Genomic DNA, 18,092 nt, shown 5'->3' with positions numbered 1-18,092 from the left:
GTCAGCCCGACAGCTCGACGCCGCCGGGCTGCAGTGCCGAGGCCGACAAGCCCGACAACGACCTCTGCACGCATCCGGGGTGTCTGGCGGGGCACTGCGAGCCCGCGCACACGCGGACGTCCTGTACCACCGATCAATGCAACCAGGGCTGCAGCCCGACGACGGGCCTGTGCACGCCCACGCCCGCGAGCACGAGCTGTACGCCGACGGGCCCCGTGGACCCGTGTCAGATCCCGGGCTGCGAGATCGATCCGGCGAACGCCCAGCACGGTATCTGTGTTGCCGGGCATCTGAGTCAGCCCGACAGCTCGACGCCGCCGGGCTGCAGTGCCGAGGCCGACAAGCCCGACAACGACCTCTGCACGCATCCGGGGTGTCTGGCGGGGCACTGCGAGCCCGCGCACACGCGGGAGAACTGTCCCACCGATCAGTGCAACCAGGGCTGCAACCCGACGACCGGCATGTGCACGCCCGTGCCCCCGAGCACCACGTGCACGCCCGACGTCACCGCCGGTCCCTGCCAGATGCCGGGCTGCGAGATCGACCCGGCCAACGCCAAGCACGGCATCTGCGTCGCCTCCCACATGAACAAGCCGGACAGCACTACGTGCGGCCCGGATACCACTCCGGGCGACGCGTGCGTGCCTGGCTGCGAGGCTGGACAATGTGTCCAGACGCACGTGTGCGTCCAACTCGGATGTCGCGTCACCGGTGGCGGGAGGGTGGACGCGTGCGGCCCGGGCGACTCCGGCTGCGATCCCAGCACGCCTGGCTCGTGCGCGCCCGACACCTGTGACAGCCCGGCGCTCAACGCCACGCATGGTGGGCAGGTGGGCGCGCCGATCGGGGTCGCGACACCGTTCACGCCAGACTCCGCGTGCATCGCCGGCGAGTGGACGCATGTGCGTCACATCCGGCCGCGGCTGTTCGGCAACTTCCACGCGCGCAGCTTCGACAGCCTGGAATGCGCGTGCCTCCCCTGTCCGGAAAATCCCGATGCACCGGGTGTAGTCGGCGCCCTGTGCAATCCGGACGATCGCATCTGCGGCCCCGAGCCGCGGCGCGCACCGGCCAACAAGATCTGCTTCTCGGGCCCGGGTGACTACGCGCTCACCAACGGCAAGCGCGACAGGCGGAGCGTGGTGTTCCGGGTCGATGTCGAAGACCGCAGCGAGCCAGGGGGGACGAATGGACCGCCGCCTCCCGACCGGTATCGGATGCGGATCTGGTTCGTGGACCCGGCTAGCAGCGAGGGCTTGACGCTGCGCCAGGCGGTGGCCTGCGCCAATCCGACGACCGAGGACATCTCAGCGCCTCCGCCGAATATCGACGACGGTGGCGACCTGATCCGGGGCAACCAGCAGATTCACCCGCCGCTCAAGAAGACATGCACCCCGTAGGGTAGGCGCCAAAAAAGCCCGGAAGCTCAGCGAAGGGCTCGGGCCAACAGCAAGGTGGGAGGGAGCAAGCGCTCCCTCCCACCTTCGTCATTTGGCCCGTGAAGACGCGACCGCACGATGGCTCTCCCCATAGATCTCAGCGTACCCGATGTCGTGTCCCCAGCCGTGCATTCGGGGTCGTCACCGCCCCAAGGCTCGTTGCGGAGCGCTCGACCTGAGATGGCTCCCGGGGCCGTTCGCTCCCGGGTCCAACACCGGGGTTACAGGCCTGGCGCGACGCCCGCCGCGAGCGGTCGGCCTCTGCCTGACGGTTCGGGCAGACCGGCGACCCCGTGAGAGACGGATGGGGAGCCTGCGCCACCACCCGCCGCTGGGTCGGTCAGCCGCCGGCGCGCAGCCTCTGCAACACCGAGAGCGCCTTGACGCGGATCTCGGCCGCGCGGGAGTCCCGCAACACCTGCATGGCGACGTCCTCGGCCTGCGCGCTGGCCGAGGTGCGCAGGAGGGTGCCCAGGAAGGCACTGTCCGCGTTGTTCAGCTCGCCGATCACGGCGGAGCGCAGCTCGGGCTCGGCCTCGACCGTCGCGAGGCCCGTGCGCACGGCCTCGGCCCGCACGGCGGCGTCACCATGATGGAGGCTCAAGTCGAGGAGCTGCCGGAGCGTCGCCGATTGCGCCCCGAGGGCCTCGGCCAGCTGGCCGGTAACCGGCACGGGAGGATGGCGATCGATGAGCCCCGGGAGAGAGCCGGGGAACGGCCGCCTTGAGGCGGCCACCCTTGCCGTACACGAGCGCGAAGTTCTGCTCACCCAGCAGACGGGCGAGCGCCTCCGGCAAGGGCACCGATTCGAAGTCGGCGGTCACCTCGCGCGGCTCGCGCACCTGGCCCCGGATCTCGGCGCCGCTCTGCCGGGCGAGCTCCGCGAGGATGTCGGAGTTTTGCACGCCGCTCAGGCGGACGGTGAGCGCATCGTTGCTATAGGCAATGAGAGGCACCGGCGCGTCGTCGGCCGCCCGGGCATTGCGCCAGCCGAGCATCGCTGCCAGGGCGATCCCGGCGGCCGTCGCCCGCCCGCAGGTCCGCGCGGAGCCCATCGTGTGTACTCTACGCGGCCGCTGGTCCTTTCCGCAAACGCCTCGCCGCCTCCGGCCTCAGCTCGCGCTCCCAGCAGGGCGCACGCCAGTGGCCTCGGGCGCGATCGGTCCGGTCGCAACCTTGCGGCTGTGCAAGCGCCCGTGGAACATCATCTATGTCATATGCCAACAATGGTAACTTCGCCTTGACACCCAGCAAGAGCTGCGTCAATGATCCCGACTCGCAACCCGAGCGAGCGATGCAGAAGCGGCATCACGCATCATGACACAGCACAGACGGCGACGGGTACCGAAGCTCCTCCCCGTTTTCGTCGGCGCCGCCTGGCTCCTGGGCGGCGGCGTCCCGGCCTGGGCGGCGCCATCGACCTACACCGTGAACAGCACGGCCGACGCGGTTGACGCGAACATCGGCGACAACGTGTGCCGGACCGCTGCCGGGGCCTGCACCTTGCGCGCGGCCATCCAGGAGTCGAACGCGCACAACGGCGCCGACACGATCAGCCTGCCTACAGGCGGCGTCTACAAGCTCACCATCTCCGGCCGGAACGAGAACCATGCCGCGACCGGCGATCTCGACATCACGGATGCGGTCAACATAACGGGCGCCGGGGCGAGCAGCGTGATCATCGACGGAAACGGGCTCGATCGCGTGTTCGACATCGACTTCAACGGCACCGTCAATATCTCGGGGGTCACGATTCGCAACGGCAACCCCGGAGTTGCGGAAGGCGGCGGCATCCGAACAGGCGCTATCGCTGCCAACGACACCGTCACCCTGAACCTGAGCAACGTCGTCGTGACACAGAACACGGGCGGCGTCTCTGGTGGCGGAATCGCGAACACCGATATCCTGTCGCTCACGGACGTCACGGTGAGCAACAACACCTGCGCTGGAACCTCGTGTTCCGGCGGAGGTATCTCCAACTCGACCGGCGGCGTCGCCACCCTGAACCGTGTAACGCTGAGCGGCAACTCGGCGACCGGGGGCGGTGGGCTCGAGAGTGACTTCGATGTGAATCTCACCAACGTGACGATATCCGACAACAGTGCCGACTCCGGCGCCGGAATGCAGCACAACAGTGGCACCGCGACGCTCGTCAACGTCACCATCAGCAACAACATCGCTACGCCGGGGGGCGGGGGCTTCGTCAATCTCGGGGACGCGACCTTCAAGTACACCATCTTCGAGCACGACCCGGCGAGCGAGACTTGCATGAACTTGACCTTCGATCCGACGATGTTCACGTCGGGCGGGCACAATATCGACGTCGGCACCAGCTGTGGCCTGACGGGCACCGGCGATCTCAGCAACACCGACCCCGGGATCGCCCCGCTCGCAAGCAACGGCGGTCCCACCCAGACGCAGGCCCTCGTCATGGGCAGCCCGGCAATCAACGCCGGCGGTACCGACTGTCCGCCCCCCTCGACGGATCAGCGCAGCGTATCCCGCCCGCAGCCCTCGGGCGGCCGGTGCGATATCGGTGCGTTCGAGCACCGGTCGACCGACCCGTTCCCCACCACCACCACGTCGACCACGACCAGCTCGACGACGACCACGCGGCCGCCGACCACCACCACGAGCACGACGTCCACGACCAGCACCACGACCACCACGCTCTTGTGCGGCGACGTGAACGGGGACGGCGTGGTGAACATCGGTGACGCGCTCGTCATAGCCCAGTATACCGTCGATCTGCGCACGTGCGGCCTAGCGCCCTTCGGTCACCCCCAGGTCTGCGACGTCAACCGGGACGGCGGTTGTAACATCGGTGACGCACTGAGAATGGCCCAGTGCTCCGTGGAACTGATCAGCTGCAACTTCTCGTGCCTCCCATTCTCGTGCCCACCATGAGGCGGCCCGTGCACTGTGAGATCTGCGCCGCCTGAAACGACGGCGCAGTTGCAGGCAGCCCCCCTCCTCTCGGACAGTCTTGACAGCCGCCCGCGTACCGGGCATTCGTCTTCGCCTCCCCCTCCATGGCTCCCGTTAGCCGCTTCCTTCTCGGCGTAGCCGCGCTGTTGCTCGCGGTCGCTCCCGCGGCCGCGGCGACATTCACGGTCAACGACACCACGGACGCCGTCGATGCGGCGCCCGGTGACGGCAAGTGTGCCACCGCAGGCGCCACCTGCACCCTGCGCGCTGCGATCCAGGAGGCAAACGCCCATGCCGGCGCCGATACGATCATGGTCCCGGCCGGCACCTACCTGCTGAGGATCGCCGGCCAGGGCGAGGACGTCGCCGCGACCGGCGACCTCGACATCACCGATGATGTCACCATCACCGGCGCCGGCGCCGACAGCACGATCCTCGATGGGAACGGGATCGACCGCATTTTCGACATCTCGGCGTCGCTGGTTGCGATCTCTGATCTGACCATTCGGAACGGGAACCCCGGACCGGGGGACAATGGGTTTGGGGGCGGCCTCTACAACAGCAGCACGCTCACGTTGAGGAACGTGGTCGTCGCCAACAATACCGCAGCAGCCAGCGGTGGCGGCATCTCAAATGACAATGACATCACCCTGACCAACTGCGTCGTGAGCGGGAACACTGCCGCCAACTTCGGCGGGGGCATCGACAATCCGGCGACGGCCACGCTGGAAAATGTCACGGTGAGTGGAAATACGGCGAATGCTGGCGGGGGCATCGCCAACGACGACTCCTTCGGTGCGATGGCCGTGTTGACCAACGTCACCATCGCGGACAACAGCGCCTCCCCGGGCATGGGTGGCGGCTTCTACAACGTCGGCGATGCTACGTTCGGCTACGTGATCGTCGCGAACAGTCCTTCCGGGGACAACTGTGCCGGCAGCGGCACCTCGACTTCCCAGGGGCACAACCTGGACAGCGGCAACACCTGCGGCTTTGCGGGTGCCGGGGACCTCGTCGGCATGGACCCGCAGCTCGGTCCGCTGCAGGACAACGGTGGCCCCACCCCGACCCACGCACTTTTGCCAGGCAGCCCTGCGATCGACGCGGGCGGCAGCGACTGTCCGCCGCCTGCCACCGACCAGCGCGGCTTTCCCCGTCCGGTGGATGGCAACGACGATGGCGTCGCCACGTGCGATATCGGCGCATACGAGCTCGGTGGAACGGCCCCGGGTTGCCCGAAGACCCCCACCTTCCCATCCATCGATTGTCGGCTCGACGAATTGATCCAGACCGTGCAGACGGCCGTCGGCCCGGGCGCGCTGCGCGACGGGTTGGGCAGGATCCTCACGAGGGCCAAGACACAGACCGGGCAGGCCCAGCAGGCCCTCGCGAATGGGAAGAAGCGTCGTGAGAAGTCGATGCTCGGAGGAGCGAGCCGGTCGGTCGGCAAGTTCAAGGGCCGCCTGCGCTCGCGCCGGGCACAGAACCAGATTCCCGGCGACGCGCTCGATGGCATGAAGAACACGGCCGATCAGCTGCGGCACGATCTGATGACGCTGCGCAGCTCGAGCTGAGAGCAGGGACGCAGGCGGCGCGCCCCCGCGCCAGCGGACGTCGTCGCGCCGAAGCAGTGTAGCCGGCCCGTCTCGCCGGCGGCCGGAACCGATCCCACTCAGCGCACGGCGCAGCGCGAGGGGTCGAGCACCGAGCGCCCGGTTCCGAACGCCCCCTCGCACGGCCCCGGATCGGCGGCGCCCGGCGGGTCGAACGGTCGAACGGCGCCGTGATGCCGTCGCCGCTCTGGTTGAGCGCGTCGGTCCGGTCGATGCAGGCGCTCAGGTCGGAGTCGAGACCTGAGCGTCCTGGCACACGGCGTCGCAGAATCCGAAGCTACCTTGTTAGTAGAGTACACCCGTAAGTGCCGAGGACAGCGAGTGAGCCGTGCTGGGATCGAACCAGCGACCCTCTGCTTAAAAGTGGCGCGCGTAGGATCTCGCCTCCCATCGCTCCCCACCGATTGCCCGGAATGCCTGGCTTTTCGTGCTCACACCCGAGCAGCCGATGGGTGCCGATGGGAGCCTGGTCAGCACACCCCTAGCACACCCCCCCTGCCGTCGAGTCTACAGGCCGAGGTGGGGCTTTGCGGCCTGCCACACCCAGCGGAACGCGGGAGAGAGCTTCACGAACTTGTCCAGCATGTCCGCGATCGTGTTCGAGTTCGTCGTGGTCGCGGACCGGCGTCGCGGCGATCGGTCTCGTCCGCGCGGGGGACGTCGCTCGACCCTTCGCGCTTCTCGGTCATTAGGGCATCTTAGCTAGCTAACGAACTGCCCTGGCAACAAGAGTCCCGTGGCGGGGCTCCTGCGCCGACTTCGGCTGGGGCAAGTCGCCGTAGGTCACCTGGCCCCGATCGATGCGGAGGTTGTAGCCGCAGGTCGGACTGTCGCAGACCCATGCCTTGTAGAGGATCGCGGCGCCGTCCTGCCCGTAGTCCGAGAGCGGCAGCATCGTGCCGATCCCGCACTTCTTGCAGCGCACCAAAGGTAGCGTCTCCGAGAGCATGCTCTCCTCCCTTCCGTTGAGCTGGTGGACGACGCTCAGCAGCATTAGCCTAGCGGGCCGCCATTACCAATAACCCAGCCCCAAAATTTAAGGACACCCCGCGCCTAACCAGGACAGCATCTGGCGAGCTGGGCTCGGTGTTCCGGTGCATTCGCTGTCCGCTGGATGGTTGGAAGTGCCACGTGAATCAGGGGTGGCGGCGGGTTCTCCACAGTCTGTGGAAAAGTGTCCTATCTGATGAAGCGTCCCTCCAACTCGCCGGCCGCAAGCGCGAATACCGCCGTTGGTGCTGTCGTAAGTCCGAGTGTGCCTCAAAGCGTCCCCCTTGCGGCGCTTCGCAGAAGGGTCTATTTCTCCGCAGCGAAGCCCGTTACAAGCCCCGCAGCGCGGCGTGGGAGATGAGGGGGACGGCGGTAGGAGCGCTCCCCATGCGTGCCAGGCGCGGACTCCAAAAGGAGAGCGCCCATGGCGGAGGACAGGTGGGGCTACCTGTGGTTCGAGGACGCCCGCGTGGTGCAGGAGCGCTTGCGGCTCCTGTGCGTCGTGGCGGGCCGCATCGTCCCGCTCCCGGTCGTCATCCTGCACCCCGACTGCCGGCTGGCCGGTGCCGGCGACGTCGGGCGCCTCGGGGTGCCGCGATGGTGGGCGGAGGAACGCGGGCTTCTGCTCGCGGGCGGGCCTACCGTAGCGCGCTGGGCGGCCCCCGGAGGAGAGGACGCGCTCTCGCGCGAATCCCTAGAAGGTGGCGTGGTAGCCTAGTCAGTAGGCGGGTGGTTGGGCCGACAACGGCCAGGACTACCACGCACACCAGCGCGGTGAGGAGCACCAGCAACACCCCCATCCCCTTCGCAGCCGTTCCCCGAGCCGCACTGCCCGCCCTCCTACGCCCCGCGTCATGGGGCTGTCAAGGGCTATTGTGGTGTACATGGCTGTGTACGCGTAGCTAACTCTGCATAATCCGCATCCGTCTCACGCTCGTAAGGCCTCGCGCTCGGCCACAAGCGGACACGTCGCAGCGGTTCGAATCTCCCCCCTCCGCTCGTGATTATCGGCTACTTAGCCACGACCGTCCCGATTGCCGTCCCGATTCTTGTCGGCTCTTTTCCGCCTTGCTACTTTCACGCGGCCTACGCGGTGAGCGGATCGAACTCCAGCACGAACCCCACCTTGCTCTGGCGGGCTTGATAGAGCTGGACGTGCGGGAGCACGTCGCGGACGATGCGCATGATCGCGTCGCGGTCTTCGTCCGGCATGCGGCAGCCGAGGTAGACGGCGGCGAAAATCCTCATCCTTGACGCGGACACGGCATTCCGCTTCGGCACCGTCCTCGATCGTCCACCACCGCCATTCGTGTTCGTGCTCCCAGCGTAGACCCTTCGTGAACACAGCTCGGTGCAAGGCCGCCCTCACGTCGATCGGCGCCTCGCCGGTGATGTGCAGGGCCAGGTCTTCGGGGGTCTCTGCGAGCGCCGGCGGGTCTGCTTCGTACGTGACCGGGTGCATTCCCCGCAGAGGGCGCTGTTCTTGCCCGGAATGTCCTGGAAACCGATCACCGCGCCTCGGTGATCATCGGCGTAGTGCACCCACATCCTTGGATTGTCGCAGGCTCCGCTAAGGCAGAGGATGCGTATCTTTGGAAGGTCCTCTTTCCACTCGCGCTGCAACGCCTCCAGTCCAGCCGCGATCCGCGGGATGGCCGGCTTGAGCTGCTCCCTCACGGACGGCACCTCGGCAAGCCGTCCCTCGCCACGCAGCTGGCGGCCCGCCCGCACCTCTTGCTTCAACCACTCGCCCATCTTCTCAGGGAGGGGCCGTCGCACTGCATGAACCGCGCGATCCGGTCAGTCACGGCTGCGAGTACCGTGTCGTCCAACTCGAATCCGAAGCGCCAGAAGTGACGCGTGTCGAAGGGATCATTGAACTCGATCGGCGAGGGTCGCCACACCACACGCGTGGTAAGCATCTCTTGCGCCTGCGCGGCCGTCCGGTACTTGTAGAAGAGCGCCGGCCTTCCTCCCGCATCGCCTTCCGTCATGATCGTTCCCGCTACACGCCCCCCATGGCGCGGTCAACGCTCCAAAACACCTCGGGCCACGCTACGGGGACAATTCCCCCCAGCGCAGCCCGAGGTGACAAGAACAGGAACATCCCTTGTATCGCATCCCATCGGTCGTGTCAACCTAGATACCTTGCTCCACCCGCCCTAACGCGGTATTATCCACCCACTACCTGACGAGCACGCAGGGGGCTCGGGGGCCGGCAACGGGCGGACAGGCCGATTGCCGCCCTCGGGTCCGCGCGCGTTCCCGGCCTGAGCCCTCGTGCATCCCCGTCACCTCCCTGTCGGCCGCCAGATTGTTTCGCCTTGCGGGGCACAAGCAGTTTAGCTAAAACAAGCTATCTAGAACGGCGCCCTCTGCTAGGAGGGCACGAAAGCGAACACTCCATGACCGCCACGTGTCCCCTCGGCAAGCGCGATAAGCACACCCTAGCGATCTAGCAGTGGCTAAGTGCCCGAAATATCAGTGAGCCGTGCTGGGATCGAACCAGCGACCCTCTGCTTAAAAGGCAGATGCTCTACCGACTGAGCTAACGGCTCGGGCGTGGAAAAGACGGGCCTTTTTAGCCGCCCGCGAGCGCCGGAGCAAGGAACCTGTGCTCGGCCTATGCTCGAATGGTCCCCGACCGTCGCTGCTCTGCCCTGCCAGTCCCGCCCTCCCGCTCGGCCGGCGGGGGCGCGTGCGGGGTGACCAGGCGCGCCGGGCGTTGGCGGCGACCGGCTCGTTGCGGAAGGCGGGGGCGCTCCTGGGTATCAGCGAGGCGGCCATTCGTAGGCGCCTGGCCTCGTGAGCGGGTGGCTGGGCAGGGGGCGGCGCCGCCGCGGGCGGTGCGCTAGTTTTGCAGCGAGGGCGCGTCGCCGCAACGCAGCCCCACGTGTTTACCCCGTCAGCGTGCCACGCAAAGGTGGGGGACGTCGAGGGCGCCTGCGCCGCTGATGCAGGGCCGCCAGCAGCTCCCGGGTTTCCTCGCAGACTCTCCGGCTGTCCGCGATGCTCGATCGGGCGCGCCTGACGGCGGCGACCCCTCGCCAGAGGATCGCGTGCGTCAGGTTCGCGAAGTCGTGGAACTCCTGGAGTGACATATTCCCCGTCCGCATCCCCCCTCTGACGATGACGGACTTATCCTCGGTCGCGGTCAGGGGTGCAAGGGAAAAGAGCATACCTGGTAAGGCAAGGCAGTCCGCGTGCTGGCCGGTCATCGAAGTGCCGCGTGAGAATCAAAGTCGCATAACGCCACCTTGAATGACCGCGAATTACGGAACGCACTTGCGGCGCTGCGCAGAAGGGTCCACTGTCCGGAGCGAAGCCCGTTACAAGCCCCGCAGCGCGGCGTGGGAGACGAGGGGGTCGGTGGCAAAGGGCGCTCCCCACGCGTGCCAGGCGCGGACTCCAAAGGAGACTGCCCATGGCCGAGGGGAGACGGGCTTACCTATGGTTCGAGGACGCGCGCGTGGTGGCCCGGGACATGCGGCTCATGTGCGTCGTGGCGGGCCGGGTCGTGCCGCTCCCGGTCGTCATCCTGCACCCGGACTGCACGCTGGCCGCCGACGGCGACGTCGGGCGCCTCGGCGTGCCGCGGTGGTGGGCGGAGGAACGCGGACTCACATGCGAGTAGCCGCCCGCCGGCAACTTTCAAGGCGCCGTCGCGGCGTCGGTATGGGTCGGGCGCGCTGCGTGGGCTGTAGACGAGGACTGCAACGTCAGCACGCCGGCGACAGCATGGGGCGGACTGGCAAGCCACACGCGCAACATGCCCAAGACACCCCGCTGCACGGGCACCACGGTCAGAGCCTCCGGTACACGTCCTTGCGGTGGCCGATCAGGAGCACGAGCACCGTGCGCGCCGTGTCGTCCACGCGCCACACAACGCGGTAGTCGCCGGCGATGCGGAGCCGGTAGAGACCAGCGTACGCTTCGAGCGCGACGGCACGCGCGAACGCGCTGGGAGAAGCTCCCGGCTCTCAGGCGGCGGCGCCGATCAGGCGCTCGAGCTTCTGGCGCACGAGGTCCGGATCGACGACGGGCTTGGCGAGGTAGTCGTCGCAGCCGATGGCGCGCGCCTTCTGCTCGTCACCGGCCATCGCCTGCGCGGTGAGGGCGATGATGCGCACGCTGTCGCCGCCGTCCATCTCGCGGATGCGCCTGGTGGCTTCCCAGCCGTCCATGACCGGCATCTTCAGGTCCATGAAGATCAGGTCGGGGAGATCGGCGCGCACGGCCTCGATCGCCTGCTGGCCGTTGGCGGCCTCGCGGATGTCGAACTGGCCGATCTTGCGCAGACGGTAGACGAGGATGCGGCGGTTGTCCTCGTTGTCCTCGACCACCAGGATCTTCTTCAGCATCGCGCTTCCTCTCTTCCCGGCGCCCGCTCCATCCGGTCAGTATGCTGCCGGCGACGCCCACTCTCAAACCGCGATCGCGTCGACGCGTCAGGAATTTGACACGCCCGACGCCATCCGATTAGCTTCGCCCAATGTCGGTCCGGACGCGCTTCGCGCCGAGCCCCACCGGCGCGCTCCACATCGGGAGCGTCCGCACCGCGCTCTTCAGCTACCTCTTCGCGCGCCACCACGGGGGGGCGTTCGTGCTGCGCATCGAGGACACGGACCGCGAGCGCTCGACGGCCGAGTCGGTGCGCGACATCCTCGAGAGCCTCGGCTGGCTCGGCCTCGCCTGGGACGAGGGCCCCTACCACCAGAGCGAGCGCATGGCCCTCTACCGCGCGCGCGCCGAGGCGCTCGTGGCCGCCGGAGCCGCCTATCGCTGCTGGTGTACTCCGGAGGAGCTCGAGGCGCGCCGGCAGGCTGCTCGCGCCGCGGGCCGGCGGCCCATCTACGACCGCACCTGCCGGGAGCGCACGGCGCCGCCCGCCGGGCGCACCGACCACGCGCTCCGCTTCCGCACCCCGCTCGCGGGCGAGACCGTCATCGACGACCACGTGAAGGACCGGGTCGTGTTCCAGAACGCCGAGCTCGACGACTTCATCATCGTGCGCTCGGACGGCGTGCCCGTCTACAACTTCTGCGTGGTGGTCGACGACCACGACATGCGCATCACGCACGTGATCCGCGGCGACGACCTCCTCGCCAGCACGCCGCGCCAGGTGCTCCTCTACCGCGCCCTCGGCGCCACGCCGCCCGAGTTCGCGCACGTGCCCCAGATCCTGGGGCCCGACAAAGATCGGCTCTCGAAGCGACATGGTGCGACCTCGGTGCTCGCCTACCGGGACATGGGCTATCTGCCCGACGCGGTGGTCAATTATCTGGCCCGCCTGGGCTGGTCGCACGGCGACCAGGAGCTGTTCAGCCGCGAGGAGCTCATCGCCCACTTCTCCCTGGAGAACGTCGGCAAGTCGGCTGGAATCTTTAACCCCGAGAAGCTCGAGTGGGTGAACTTCCAGTACATGAAGGCGACTCCGGCGCCGGCGCTCGCCGACCTGCTGGCGCCCTTCCTCGAGCGCGCCGGGCTCCCCGTCCCCGCCGATCGGGCCTGGCTCGCACGCGTGGTGGAGACGCTGCGCGAGCGCGCGAAGACGCTGGTCGAGCTGGCGGAGTTCTGCCGCTTCTACCTGGTCGACGCGATCACGCCCGACCCGACGGCGGCCGCCAGGCACCTGACGGCCGCCGTCGCGCCCGCGCTCGCCGACCTGCGCCAGCGCCTCGCCGCGCTCCCGCGCTGGGACGCGACCGCGATCGAGGGCGCGTTCCAGGCCACGCTCGCCGCCCACGGGCTCAAGCTGGGCGCGCTGGCCCAGCCCGTGCGCGTCGCCGTGACCGGCGGCACGGTGAGCCCGGGCATCTACGAGGTGCTCGACGTGCTCGGGCGCGAGCGCACGCTCGCGCGCCTCGCCGCCGCGATGCCGCGACCTTGACGGCCCGGAGGCCTTCGAGTAGCGTCGCCGCCTGCCCTGTTGAGGAGTCGGCTAATTGGTAAGCCACCTGACTCTGGATCAGGCCATTGGAGGTTCGAGTCCTCCCTCCTCAGCTCGCTCCGGTCCCATCGTCTAGCGGCTAGGACGCCGGCCTCTCACGTCGGTAACGGGGGTTCGATTCCCCCTGGGACCACTCTTCCACACGCGATGCGGTGAGACGCGGACTGCCATCGCATTGTCACAAGCATCGAAAACTTGACACCGTAGTCCCCAGCCGATACGCTCGCCTTGTCTTGTGTGTTGGGGTGAACCGCAGCTGTGGTTCAGTCGCCCAGAGCGGTGATGAGGACGGGGAGCGGAGGTCAGGGACCACAAGATCCCGGGAGGATCCCATAACCGAGACCCGGTACGTCGCGCACGTCACCCACCCCGACCTCGCCGGGGGCCCACACGCCAGCGCGCCCGGCACGGTGCTTGCGACGACGCAGCGCGTGACCATCCGAGCAACGCAGCGAGACACGGTTCCTTCACCCCCCACGGCTTCGGTACGCGCCGGGCCATGGCAGGACGTCTAGCAGAGGAGCTGCCCATGGACAGGCCCTCCTTCGAGCAGCTGATCAAAGAGGACCGCGCGGCCAGCGAGTCGAAGGTCTGGCGTGGCCCCTTCCTCGAGTACCTCGACGTCGTCCGCGAAGACCCCAGCATCCCCAAGCTCGCGCACGCCCGCATCTTCGACAACATCATGCGGATCGGCACCCAGGACATCCAGGAGTCCGACGACTCCCGCGTCAAGCGGCTCTACAAGGACGAGTCGTTCAAGGTCTACAACTTCTTCCGCGACGAGTTCTTCGGGATCGAGAAGACGGTTGCGCAGATCGTGCGCTACTTCCACTCGGCCTCGCTGAAGGGCGAGGAGAGCCGCCAGGTCCTCTACCTGATGGGCCCGGTCGGCTCGGGGAAGAGCTCGCTGGTCGAGCGCCTCCAGCGCGGCCTCGAGGCGGCGGAGTCCTTCTACGCGATCGAGAACTGCCCGATGTCCGAGGAGCCGCTGCACCTCATTCCTCGCCACCTCCGAAAGGAATTCGAGAAGATGCTCGGCGTGCACATCGAGGGCGACCTCTGCCCGGTATGCCGCTTCCGCCTGAAGGAGGAGTTCGGCGGCCGCTACGAGGAGGTGCCGGTCATCACCCGCCTCTTCTCGAAGCGGAACCGCATCGGCATCGGCGTCGTCCCGCCCGTCGACCCGAACAACCAGGACACCTCGGTGCTGATCGGCAGCGAGGACATCTCGAAGCTCGACATGTACTCGGAGGGCGACCCGCGCGTCCTCGATCTCAACGGCGCGATCAACGTCGGCAACCGCGGCATGTGCGAGTTCATCGAGGTCTTCAAGAACGAGACCGAGTACCTGCACGCCATGATCACCGCCACGCAGGAGAAGGTGATCCCGGCGCCGGGCCGCCACGGTCTCGTCTACGTCGACACCGTGATCCTCGCCCACTCCAACGAGGCGGAGTGGCAGAAGTTCAAGGCCGACCACACCAACGAGGCGATCCTCGACCGCATCGTGGTCGTGAAGGTGCCTTACAACCTCCGGCTGTCCGAGGAGGTCAAGATCTACCAGAAGATCATCCGCCTCTCGGACTTCCGGGCGCACGTCGCCCCGCACACGCTCGAGATCGCGTCCATGTTCGCGATCCTCTCCCGCCTCGAGCCCAACGCCAAATGCGATCTCGTCACCAAGCTCAAGCTCTACAACGGCGAGGAGGTCGTCGAGAAGGGCAAGACCAAGAAGATCGACGTGCAGGAGCTGCGCGAGGACGCCAAGCGCGAGGGCATGAGCGGCATCTCGACGCGCTTCATCATGAAGGCCCTCGACAACGCGCTCTCCGACAACGTCGACGGCAACTGCATCAACCCGATCAACGTCCGCGAGGCCCTCATCAACATGGTGAAAGAGGGTGACTTCCCGGACGACACGCGCAAGCAGTACCTCGAGTTCCTCCAGGACGTCCTGCACAAGGAGTACCTGGAGCTGCTCGAGAAGGAGATCACCAAGGCGTTCGTCTACTCCTACCAGGAGCAGGCCGAGTCGCTCTTCCAGAACTACCTCGACCACGCCGAGGCCTTCGTCAACAAGACCAGGGTGAAGGACCGCAACACCAAGGAGGAGCTGCAGGCCGACGAGGGGTTCCTCAAGTCGATCGAGGAGCAGATCGCGATCATCGGCTCGGCGGCGGAGGGCTTCCGGCAAGAGGTGATCGCGTACCTGTGGGCGTCCAGCCGTCGCGGCGAGCGCGTCTCCTACCGCTCCTACGAGCCGCTCAAGGAAGCCATCGAGAAGAAGCTCATGACGTCGGTGCGCGACATCAGCCGCATCATCACCAAGGCGCGCACGCGGGACGAGGAGCAGACGCAGAAGTACAACGCGATGGTGAAGAACCTCCTCGACTCGGGCTACTGCGAGAGCTGTGTGGACGTCGTGCTCAAGTACGCTGCCAACAACCTCTGGAAGGACTGACCGGCGACGCCGGTCGGTCCTTCCCGCCGCCCGTGGACCGCACCCTCGAGTCCATCTTCCGGCCTTTCGAAGGCTCCAGCGCCGAGCGCAGCGACCGCTCGGCGGGGGATCGCGCTCGCCACCGCCTGAAGGTCCGCGAGTCGATCCGTGAGAACATCGCGGATATCATCGCCGAGGAGTCGATCATCGGGAAGGACCGTGAGAAGATCATCAAGGTCCCCATCCGCGGCATCCGCGAGTACAAGTTCGTCTACGGCGAGAACGCCCCGGGCGTCGGCCAGGGAGGCGGCGATTCGCAGACCGGCCAGGTGGTCGGCAAGGCGAAGCACACCGGCAAGGGCGAGGACAAGGCCGGCGACCAGCCCGGCACCGACTACTACGAGACCGACGTCACGCTCGAGGAACTCATCGACATCATGTTCGAGGACCTCGAGCTCCCCGACCTGGAGCGCAAGGCGCTCCGCCAGATCGAGGCCTACCGCCTCGCCAAGCGCAAGGGCTACCGTCAGGTCGGCATCCGCGTCCGCCTCGACAAGCGCCGCACCGTCCGCGCGCGCGTGAAGCGCAAGCTCGCGAGCCGCCGGGCCCACGCCGACGCCACCCTCGAGTCCCCGGCCGACGCGGGGCTCGCACCCTCCCGCGAGCGCTTCCCCTTCCACGACGACGACCTGATCTACCGCCACATGGTGACCGACGTGAAGCGGGAGTCGAACGCCGTCGTGGTGTGCATCATGGACACCTCCGGGTCCATGGACACCATGAAGAAGTACCTGGCGCGCAGTTTCTTCTTCCTGCTCTACCAGTTCATCTGCACCAAGTACCGCAACGTCGAGATCGTCTTCATCGCGCACCACACCGAGGCGAACGAGGTCACCGAGGAGGAATTCTTCCACAAGGGCGAGTCGGGCGGGACGTTCATCTCGTCGGGCTACCTGAAGACGCTCGAGATCGTCCAGGCGCGCTACCACCCGTCCCTGTGGAACGTCTACGCCTTCCATTGCTCGGACGGCGACAACTTCGATTCCGACAATCCGGCTGCATTGAGAACCGCCAAGGAGCTGGCCGAGGTCTGCAACCTCTTCGGCTACGGCGAGATCAAGCCGCTCGGCTCGCGCTACTACGAGAGCTCGATGCTCAACATCTTCCGCCGCCTCGACGCGGACAACTTCCAGACCGTCCTCATCGAACGCAAGGAGGACATCTGGCCCTCGTTCAAGGCCTTCCTCGCCAAGGACCGGGGCCGCGAGCAGGGCGCGTAGCGTGGCTGCCCACACGCTGAAGGACCTCGAGTACTGGGACGCCCGCATCCGCGACAAGGTGGCCGAGTTCGGCCTCGACTGCTTCCCCCAGGAGTTCGAGATCTGCGACCACACGCAGATGCTCGGCTACATGGCCTACTCGGGCATGCCGTCGCACTACCCGCACTGGTCCTACGGCAAGGCCTACGAGAAACTGAAGACCCTCTACGACTACGGCGTGTCGGGCATACCCTACGAGATGGTCATCAACTCGAACCCCGCCCTCGCCTACCTGATGCGCGACAACTCGCTCTGTCTCCACATCCTCACCATCGCGCACGTCTACGGGCACAACGACTTCTTCAAGCGCAACTTCACCTTCCGCACCACGCGCGCCGAGTTCACCATCGGCACCTTCAAGGCGCACGCCGACCGCGTGCGCCACTACGTCGACACGCCCTCGATCGGCCTCGAAAAGGTGGAGGGCTTCCTCGACGCGGCGCACTCGCTCTCCCTCCAGTGCCGCCGCAACCTGGCGGTCAAGAAACTCTCCCAGGAGGAGGAACGCGAGCGCCTGATCGCCGTCGCGACCCCGCGCGAGGACCCCTTCCAGCGCATCCACCGCCGCCGGCAGCCGACCGAGCCGGACTTGAAGCGCGTCCCGCCGACACCCGAGGAAGACCTCCTGCTCTTCATCCGCGACCACAACCCCTTCCTGCAGGAGTGGGAGAAGGACCTGCTCACCATCGTCCACGAGGAAGCGCAGTACTTCATCCCGCAGATCGAGACCAAGATCATGAACGAGGGCTGGGCGAGCTTCTGGCACAAGCAGATCCTCGACGCCCTCGAGCTGCCGCAGGAGCTGCATCTCGAGTTCCTCGTGCGCCACAACCAGGTGGTGCGGCCCATCCCCGGGCAGCTGAACCCGTACCACCTCGGGCTCAAGGTCTGGGAGGACATCGAGCGCCGCGGCGACAGGCCGACGCCCGAGGAGAAGGAGAACCTGCCGCCCGGGAAGACCGGGCGCGACCTCCTCTTCCAGACACGCGAGGTCGACCGCGACGCCTCCTTCCTGCGCCGCTGGCTTCACGAGACGCTCATGCGCGACCTCGACCTCTTCCGCTACGAGGCCAAGGGCGACGACCTCGTGGTGAGCGAGGTCTCCGACCAGGAGGGCTGGCGGAGGGTGAAGGAGACGCTGGTCAAGAGCGTCGGCATGGGGTCGATCCCCGTGATCCGGGTCGAGGACGCGGACCACAACCACAACCGCACCCTCCTCCTCGCGCACCTGCACGACGGGCGCGACCTCCAGCTCGAGTACGCGGAGAAGACCCTCGCCTACGTCCACCGCCTGTGGGGGCGGGAGGTGGCCCTCGAGACCGTGGTCAACGGCAAGCGTACCGTGCTCACCTACGGGGAGCGCGGGTTCTCGGCCAAGGCAAGTAAATGATGCAAAGCCTCCGGGGGCCCCGT

At 67.2% G+C, this 18,092-nt stretch carries 15 protein-coding genes and 3 tRNA genes; 11 read left to right on the top strand and 7 right to left on the bottom strand.

Annotated elements, in window-relative coordinates:
- Nucleotides 1-830 precede the first annotated feature (830 nt).
- The gene (locus tag E6J59_12010; protein ID TMB19431.1) at nucleotides 831-1,400 is read left to right on the top strand and encodes a hypothetical protein; all 570 of its coding nucleotides are present in this window, start codon (nucleotides 831-833) and stop codon (nucleotides 1,398-1,400) included.
- 379 nt (nucleotides 1,401-1,779) lie between these two features.
- Here the strand turns inward: E6J59_12010 and E6J59_12005 are convergent, their stop codons facing one another.
- Nucleotides 1,780-2,016 (bottom strand): hypothetical protein, encoded by a 237-nt coding sequence (locus E6J59_12005; GenBank protein ID TMB19430.1) that lies wholly within the window; start codon nucleotides 2,014-2,016, stop codon nucleotides 1,780-1,782.
- Between the two features lie 7 nt (nucleotides 2,017-2,023).
- Nucleotides 2,024-2,494 carry a hypothetical protein gene (locus E6J59_12000; protein TMB19429.1) on the bottom strand — a complete coding sequence of 157 codons (471 nt, stop codon included), beginning with the start codon at nucleotides 2,492-2,494 and terminating at the stop codon, nucleotides 2,024-2,026.
- Nucleotides 2,495-2,756: 262 nt separating this feature from the next.
- Here E6J59_12000 and E6J59_11995 point away from each other — a divergent pair, with 262 nt between their 5' ends.
- The gene (locus E6J59_11995) at nucleotides 2,757-4,346 is read left to right on the top strand and encodes a CSLREA domain-containing protein (protein ID TMB19428.1); all 1,590 of its coding nucleotides are present in this window, start codon (nucleotides 2,757-2,759) and stop codon (nucleotides 4,344-4,346) included.
- A gap of 125 nt (nucleotides 4,347-4,471) precedes the next feature.
- The gene (locus E6J59_11990; GenBank protein ID TMB19427.1) at nucleotides 4,472-5,941 is read left to right on the top strand and encodes a CSLREA domain-containing protein; all 1,470 of its coding nucleotides are present in this window, start codon (nucleotides 4,472-4,474) and stop codon (nucleotides 5,939-5,941) included.
- Nucleotides 5,942-6,686: 745 nt separating this feature from the next.
- On the opposite strand, the gene E6J59_11985 is transcribed toward E6J59_11990, so the two are convergent.
- The gene (locus tag E6J59_11985; protein TMB19426.1) at nucleotides 6,687-6,974 is read right to left on the bottom strand and encodes a hypothetical protein; all 288 of its coding nucleotides are present in this window, start codon (nucleotides 6,972-6,974) and stop codon (nucleotides 6,687-6,689) included.
- A 420-nt stretch (nucleotides 6,975-7,394) separates the two neighbouring features.
- On the opposite strand from E6J59_11985, the gene E6J59_11980 reads away from it, so the two are divergent.
- Entirely contained in the window at nucleotides 7,395-7,688 is a 294-nt protein-coding gene (locus tag E6J59_11980) for a hypothetical protein (protein ID TMB19425.1), read from the top strand.
- A gap of 1,021 nt (nucleotides 7,689-8,709) precedes the next feature.
- On the opposite strand, the gene E6J59_11975 is transcribed toward E6J59_11980, so the two are convergent.
- Nucleotides 8,710-8,964 (bottom strand): hypothetical protein, encoded by a 255-nt coding sequence (locus tag E6J59_11975; protein ID TMB19424.1) that lies wholly within the window; start codon nucleotides 8,962-8,964, stop codon nucleotides 8,710-8,712.
- 491 nt (nucleotides 8,965-9,455) lie between these two features.
- A tRNA-Lys gene (locus E6J59_11970) sits at nucleotides 9,456-9,528 on the bottom strand.
- Between the two features lie 866 nt (nucleotides 9,529-10,394).
- Here E6J59_11970 and E6J59_11965 point away from each other — a divergent pair.
- Nucleotides 10,395-10,604: a hypothetical protein gene (locus E6J59_11965; GenBank protein ID TMB19423.1), complete on the top strand. Its 210-nt coding sequence runs from the start codon at nucleotides 10,395-10,397 to the stop codon at nucleotides 10,602-10,604.
- A gap of 169 nt (nucleotides 10,605-10,773) precedes the next feature.
- Here the strand turns inward: E6J59_11965 and E6J59_11960 are convergent, their stop codons facing one another.
- Together E6J59_11960 and E6J59_11955 are read right to left on the bottom strand one after the other, a co-directional pair.
- On the bottom strand, nucleotides 10,774-10,875 hold the full coding sequence (locus tag E6J59_11960; GenBank protein TMB19433.1) for a hypothetical protein: 102 nt from the start codon (nucleotides 10,873-10,875) through the stop codon (nucleotides 10,774-10,776).
- A gap of 75 nt (nucleotides 10,876-10,950) precedes the next feature.
- Nucleotides 10,951-11,328, bottom strand: a complete 378-nt coding sequence (locus E6J59_11955) for a response regulator (GenBank protein ID TMB19432.1) — start codon at nucleotides 11,326-11,328, stop codon at nucleotides 10,951-10,953.
- Between the two features lie 134 nt (nucleotides 11,329-11,462).
- Between E6J59_11955 and gltX the strand changes: the two genes are divergently transcribed.
- From gltX to E6J59_11925, 6 genes are all read left to right on the top strand, one after another.
- Complete coding sequence (gltX, locus tag E6J59_11950) at nucleotides 11,463-12,860, top strand: glutamate--tRNA ligase (GenBank protein ID TMB19422.1); 1,398 nt, start codon at nucleotides 11,463-11,465, stop codon at nucleotides 12,858-12,860.
- 40 nt (nucleotides 12,861-12,900) lie between these two features.
- Nucleotides 12,901-12,973: transfer RNA gene (locus E6J59_11945), tRNA-Gln, on the top strand.
- A gap of 8 nt (nucleotides 12,974-12,981) precedes the next feature.
- Nucleotides 12,982-13,053: transfer RNA gene (locus E6J59_11940), tRNA-Glu, on the top strand.
- A 396-nt stretch (nucleotides 13,054-13,449) separates the two neighbouring features.
- A complete protein-coding gene (locus E6J59_11935; GenBank protein TMB19421.1) occupies nucleotides 13,450-15,381 on the top strand; it encodes a serine protein kinase in 1,932 nt (643 codons plus the stop codon).
- 32 nt (nucleotides 15,382-15,413) lie between these two features.
- Nucleotides 15,414-16,640 (top strand): DUF444 family protein, encoded by a 1,227-nt coding sequence (locus tag E6J59_11930; GenBank protein ID TMB19420.1) that lies wholly within the window; start codon nucleotides 15,414-15,416, stop codon nucleotides 16,638-16,640.
- Between the two features lies 1 nt (nucleotide 16,641).
- Nucleotides 16,642-18,069: a SpoVR family protein gene (locus tag E6J59_11925; GenBank protein ID TMB19419.1), complete on the top strand. Its 1,428-nt coding sequence runs from the start codon at nucleotides 16,642-16,644 to the stop codon at nucleotides 18,067-18,069.
- Nucleotides 18,070-18,092: the final 23 nt, after the last annotated feature.

It is taken from the genome of Deltaproteobacteria bacterium, assembly GCA_005879795.1.
Classification (GTDB): Bacteria; Desulfobacterota; Binatia; order DP-6; family DP-6; genus DP-6.
The sequence above is the reverse complement of the archived record's forward strand: the minus strand, read 5'-3'. Positions and strand labels throughout refer to the sequence as shown.

Coding starts and splice junctions, on each gene's coding strand:
- E6J59_11980 (TMB19425.1), top strand. CDS start 7,395: ATGGCGGAGGACAGGTGGGGCTACCTGTGGTTCGAGGACGCCCGCGTG.
- E6J59_11990 (TMB19427.1), top strand. CDS start 4,472: ATGGCTCCCGTTAGCCGCTTCCTTCTCGGCGTAGCCGCGCTGTTGCTC.
- E6J59_12000 (TMB19429.1), bottom strand. CDS start 2,494: ATGGGCTCCGCGCGGACCTGCGGGCGGGCGACGGCCGCCGGGATCGCC.
- E6J59_11995 (TMB19428.1), top strand. CDS start 2,757: ATGACACAGCACAGACGGCGACGGGTACCGAAGCTCCTCCCCGTTTTC.
- E6J59_11935 (TMB19421.1), top strand. CDS start 13,450: ATGGACAGGCCCTCCTTCGAGCAGCTGATCAAAGAGGACCGCGCGGCC.
- gltX (TMB19422.1), top strand. CDS start 11,463: ATGTCGGTCCGGACGCGCTTCGCGCCGAGCCCCACCGGCGCGCTCCAC.
- E6J59_11965 (TMB19423.1), top strand. CDS start 10,395: ATGGCCGAGGGGAGACGGGCTTACCTATGGTTCGAGGACGCGCGCGTG.
- E6J59_11985 (TMB19426.1), bottom strand. CDS start 6,974: ATGCTGCTGAGCGTCGTCCACCAGCTCAACGGAAGGGAGGAGAGCATG.
- E6J59_11975 (TMB19424.1), bottom strand. CDS start 8,964: ATGACGGAAGGCGATGCGGGAGGAAGGCCGGCGCTCTTCTACAAGTAC.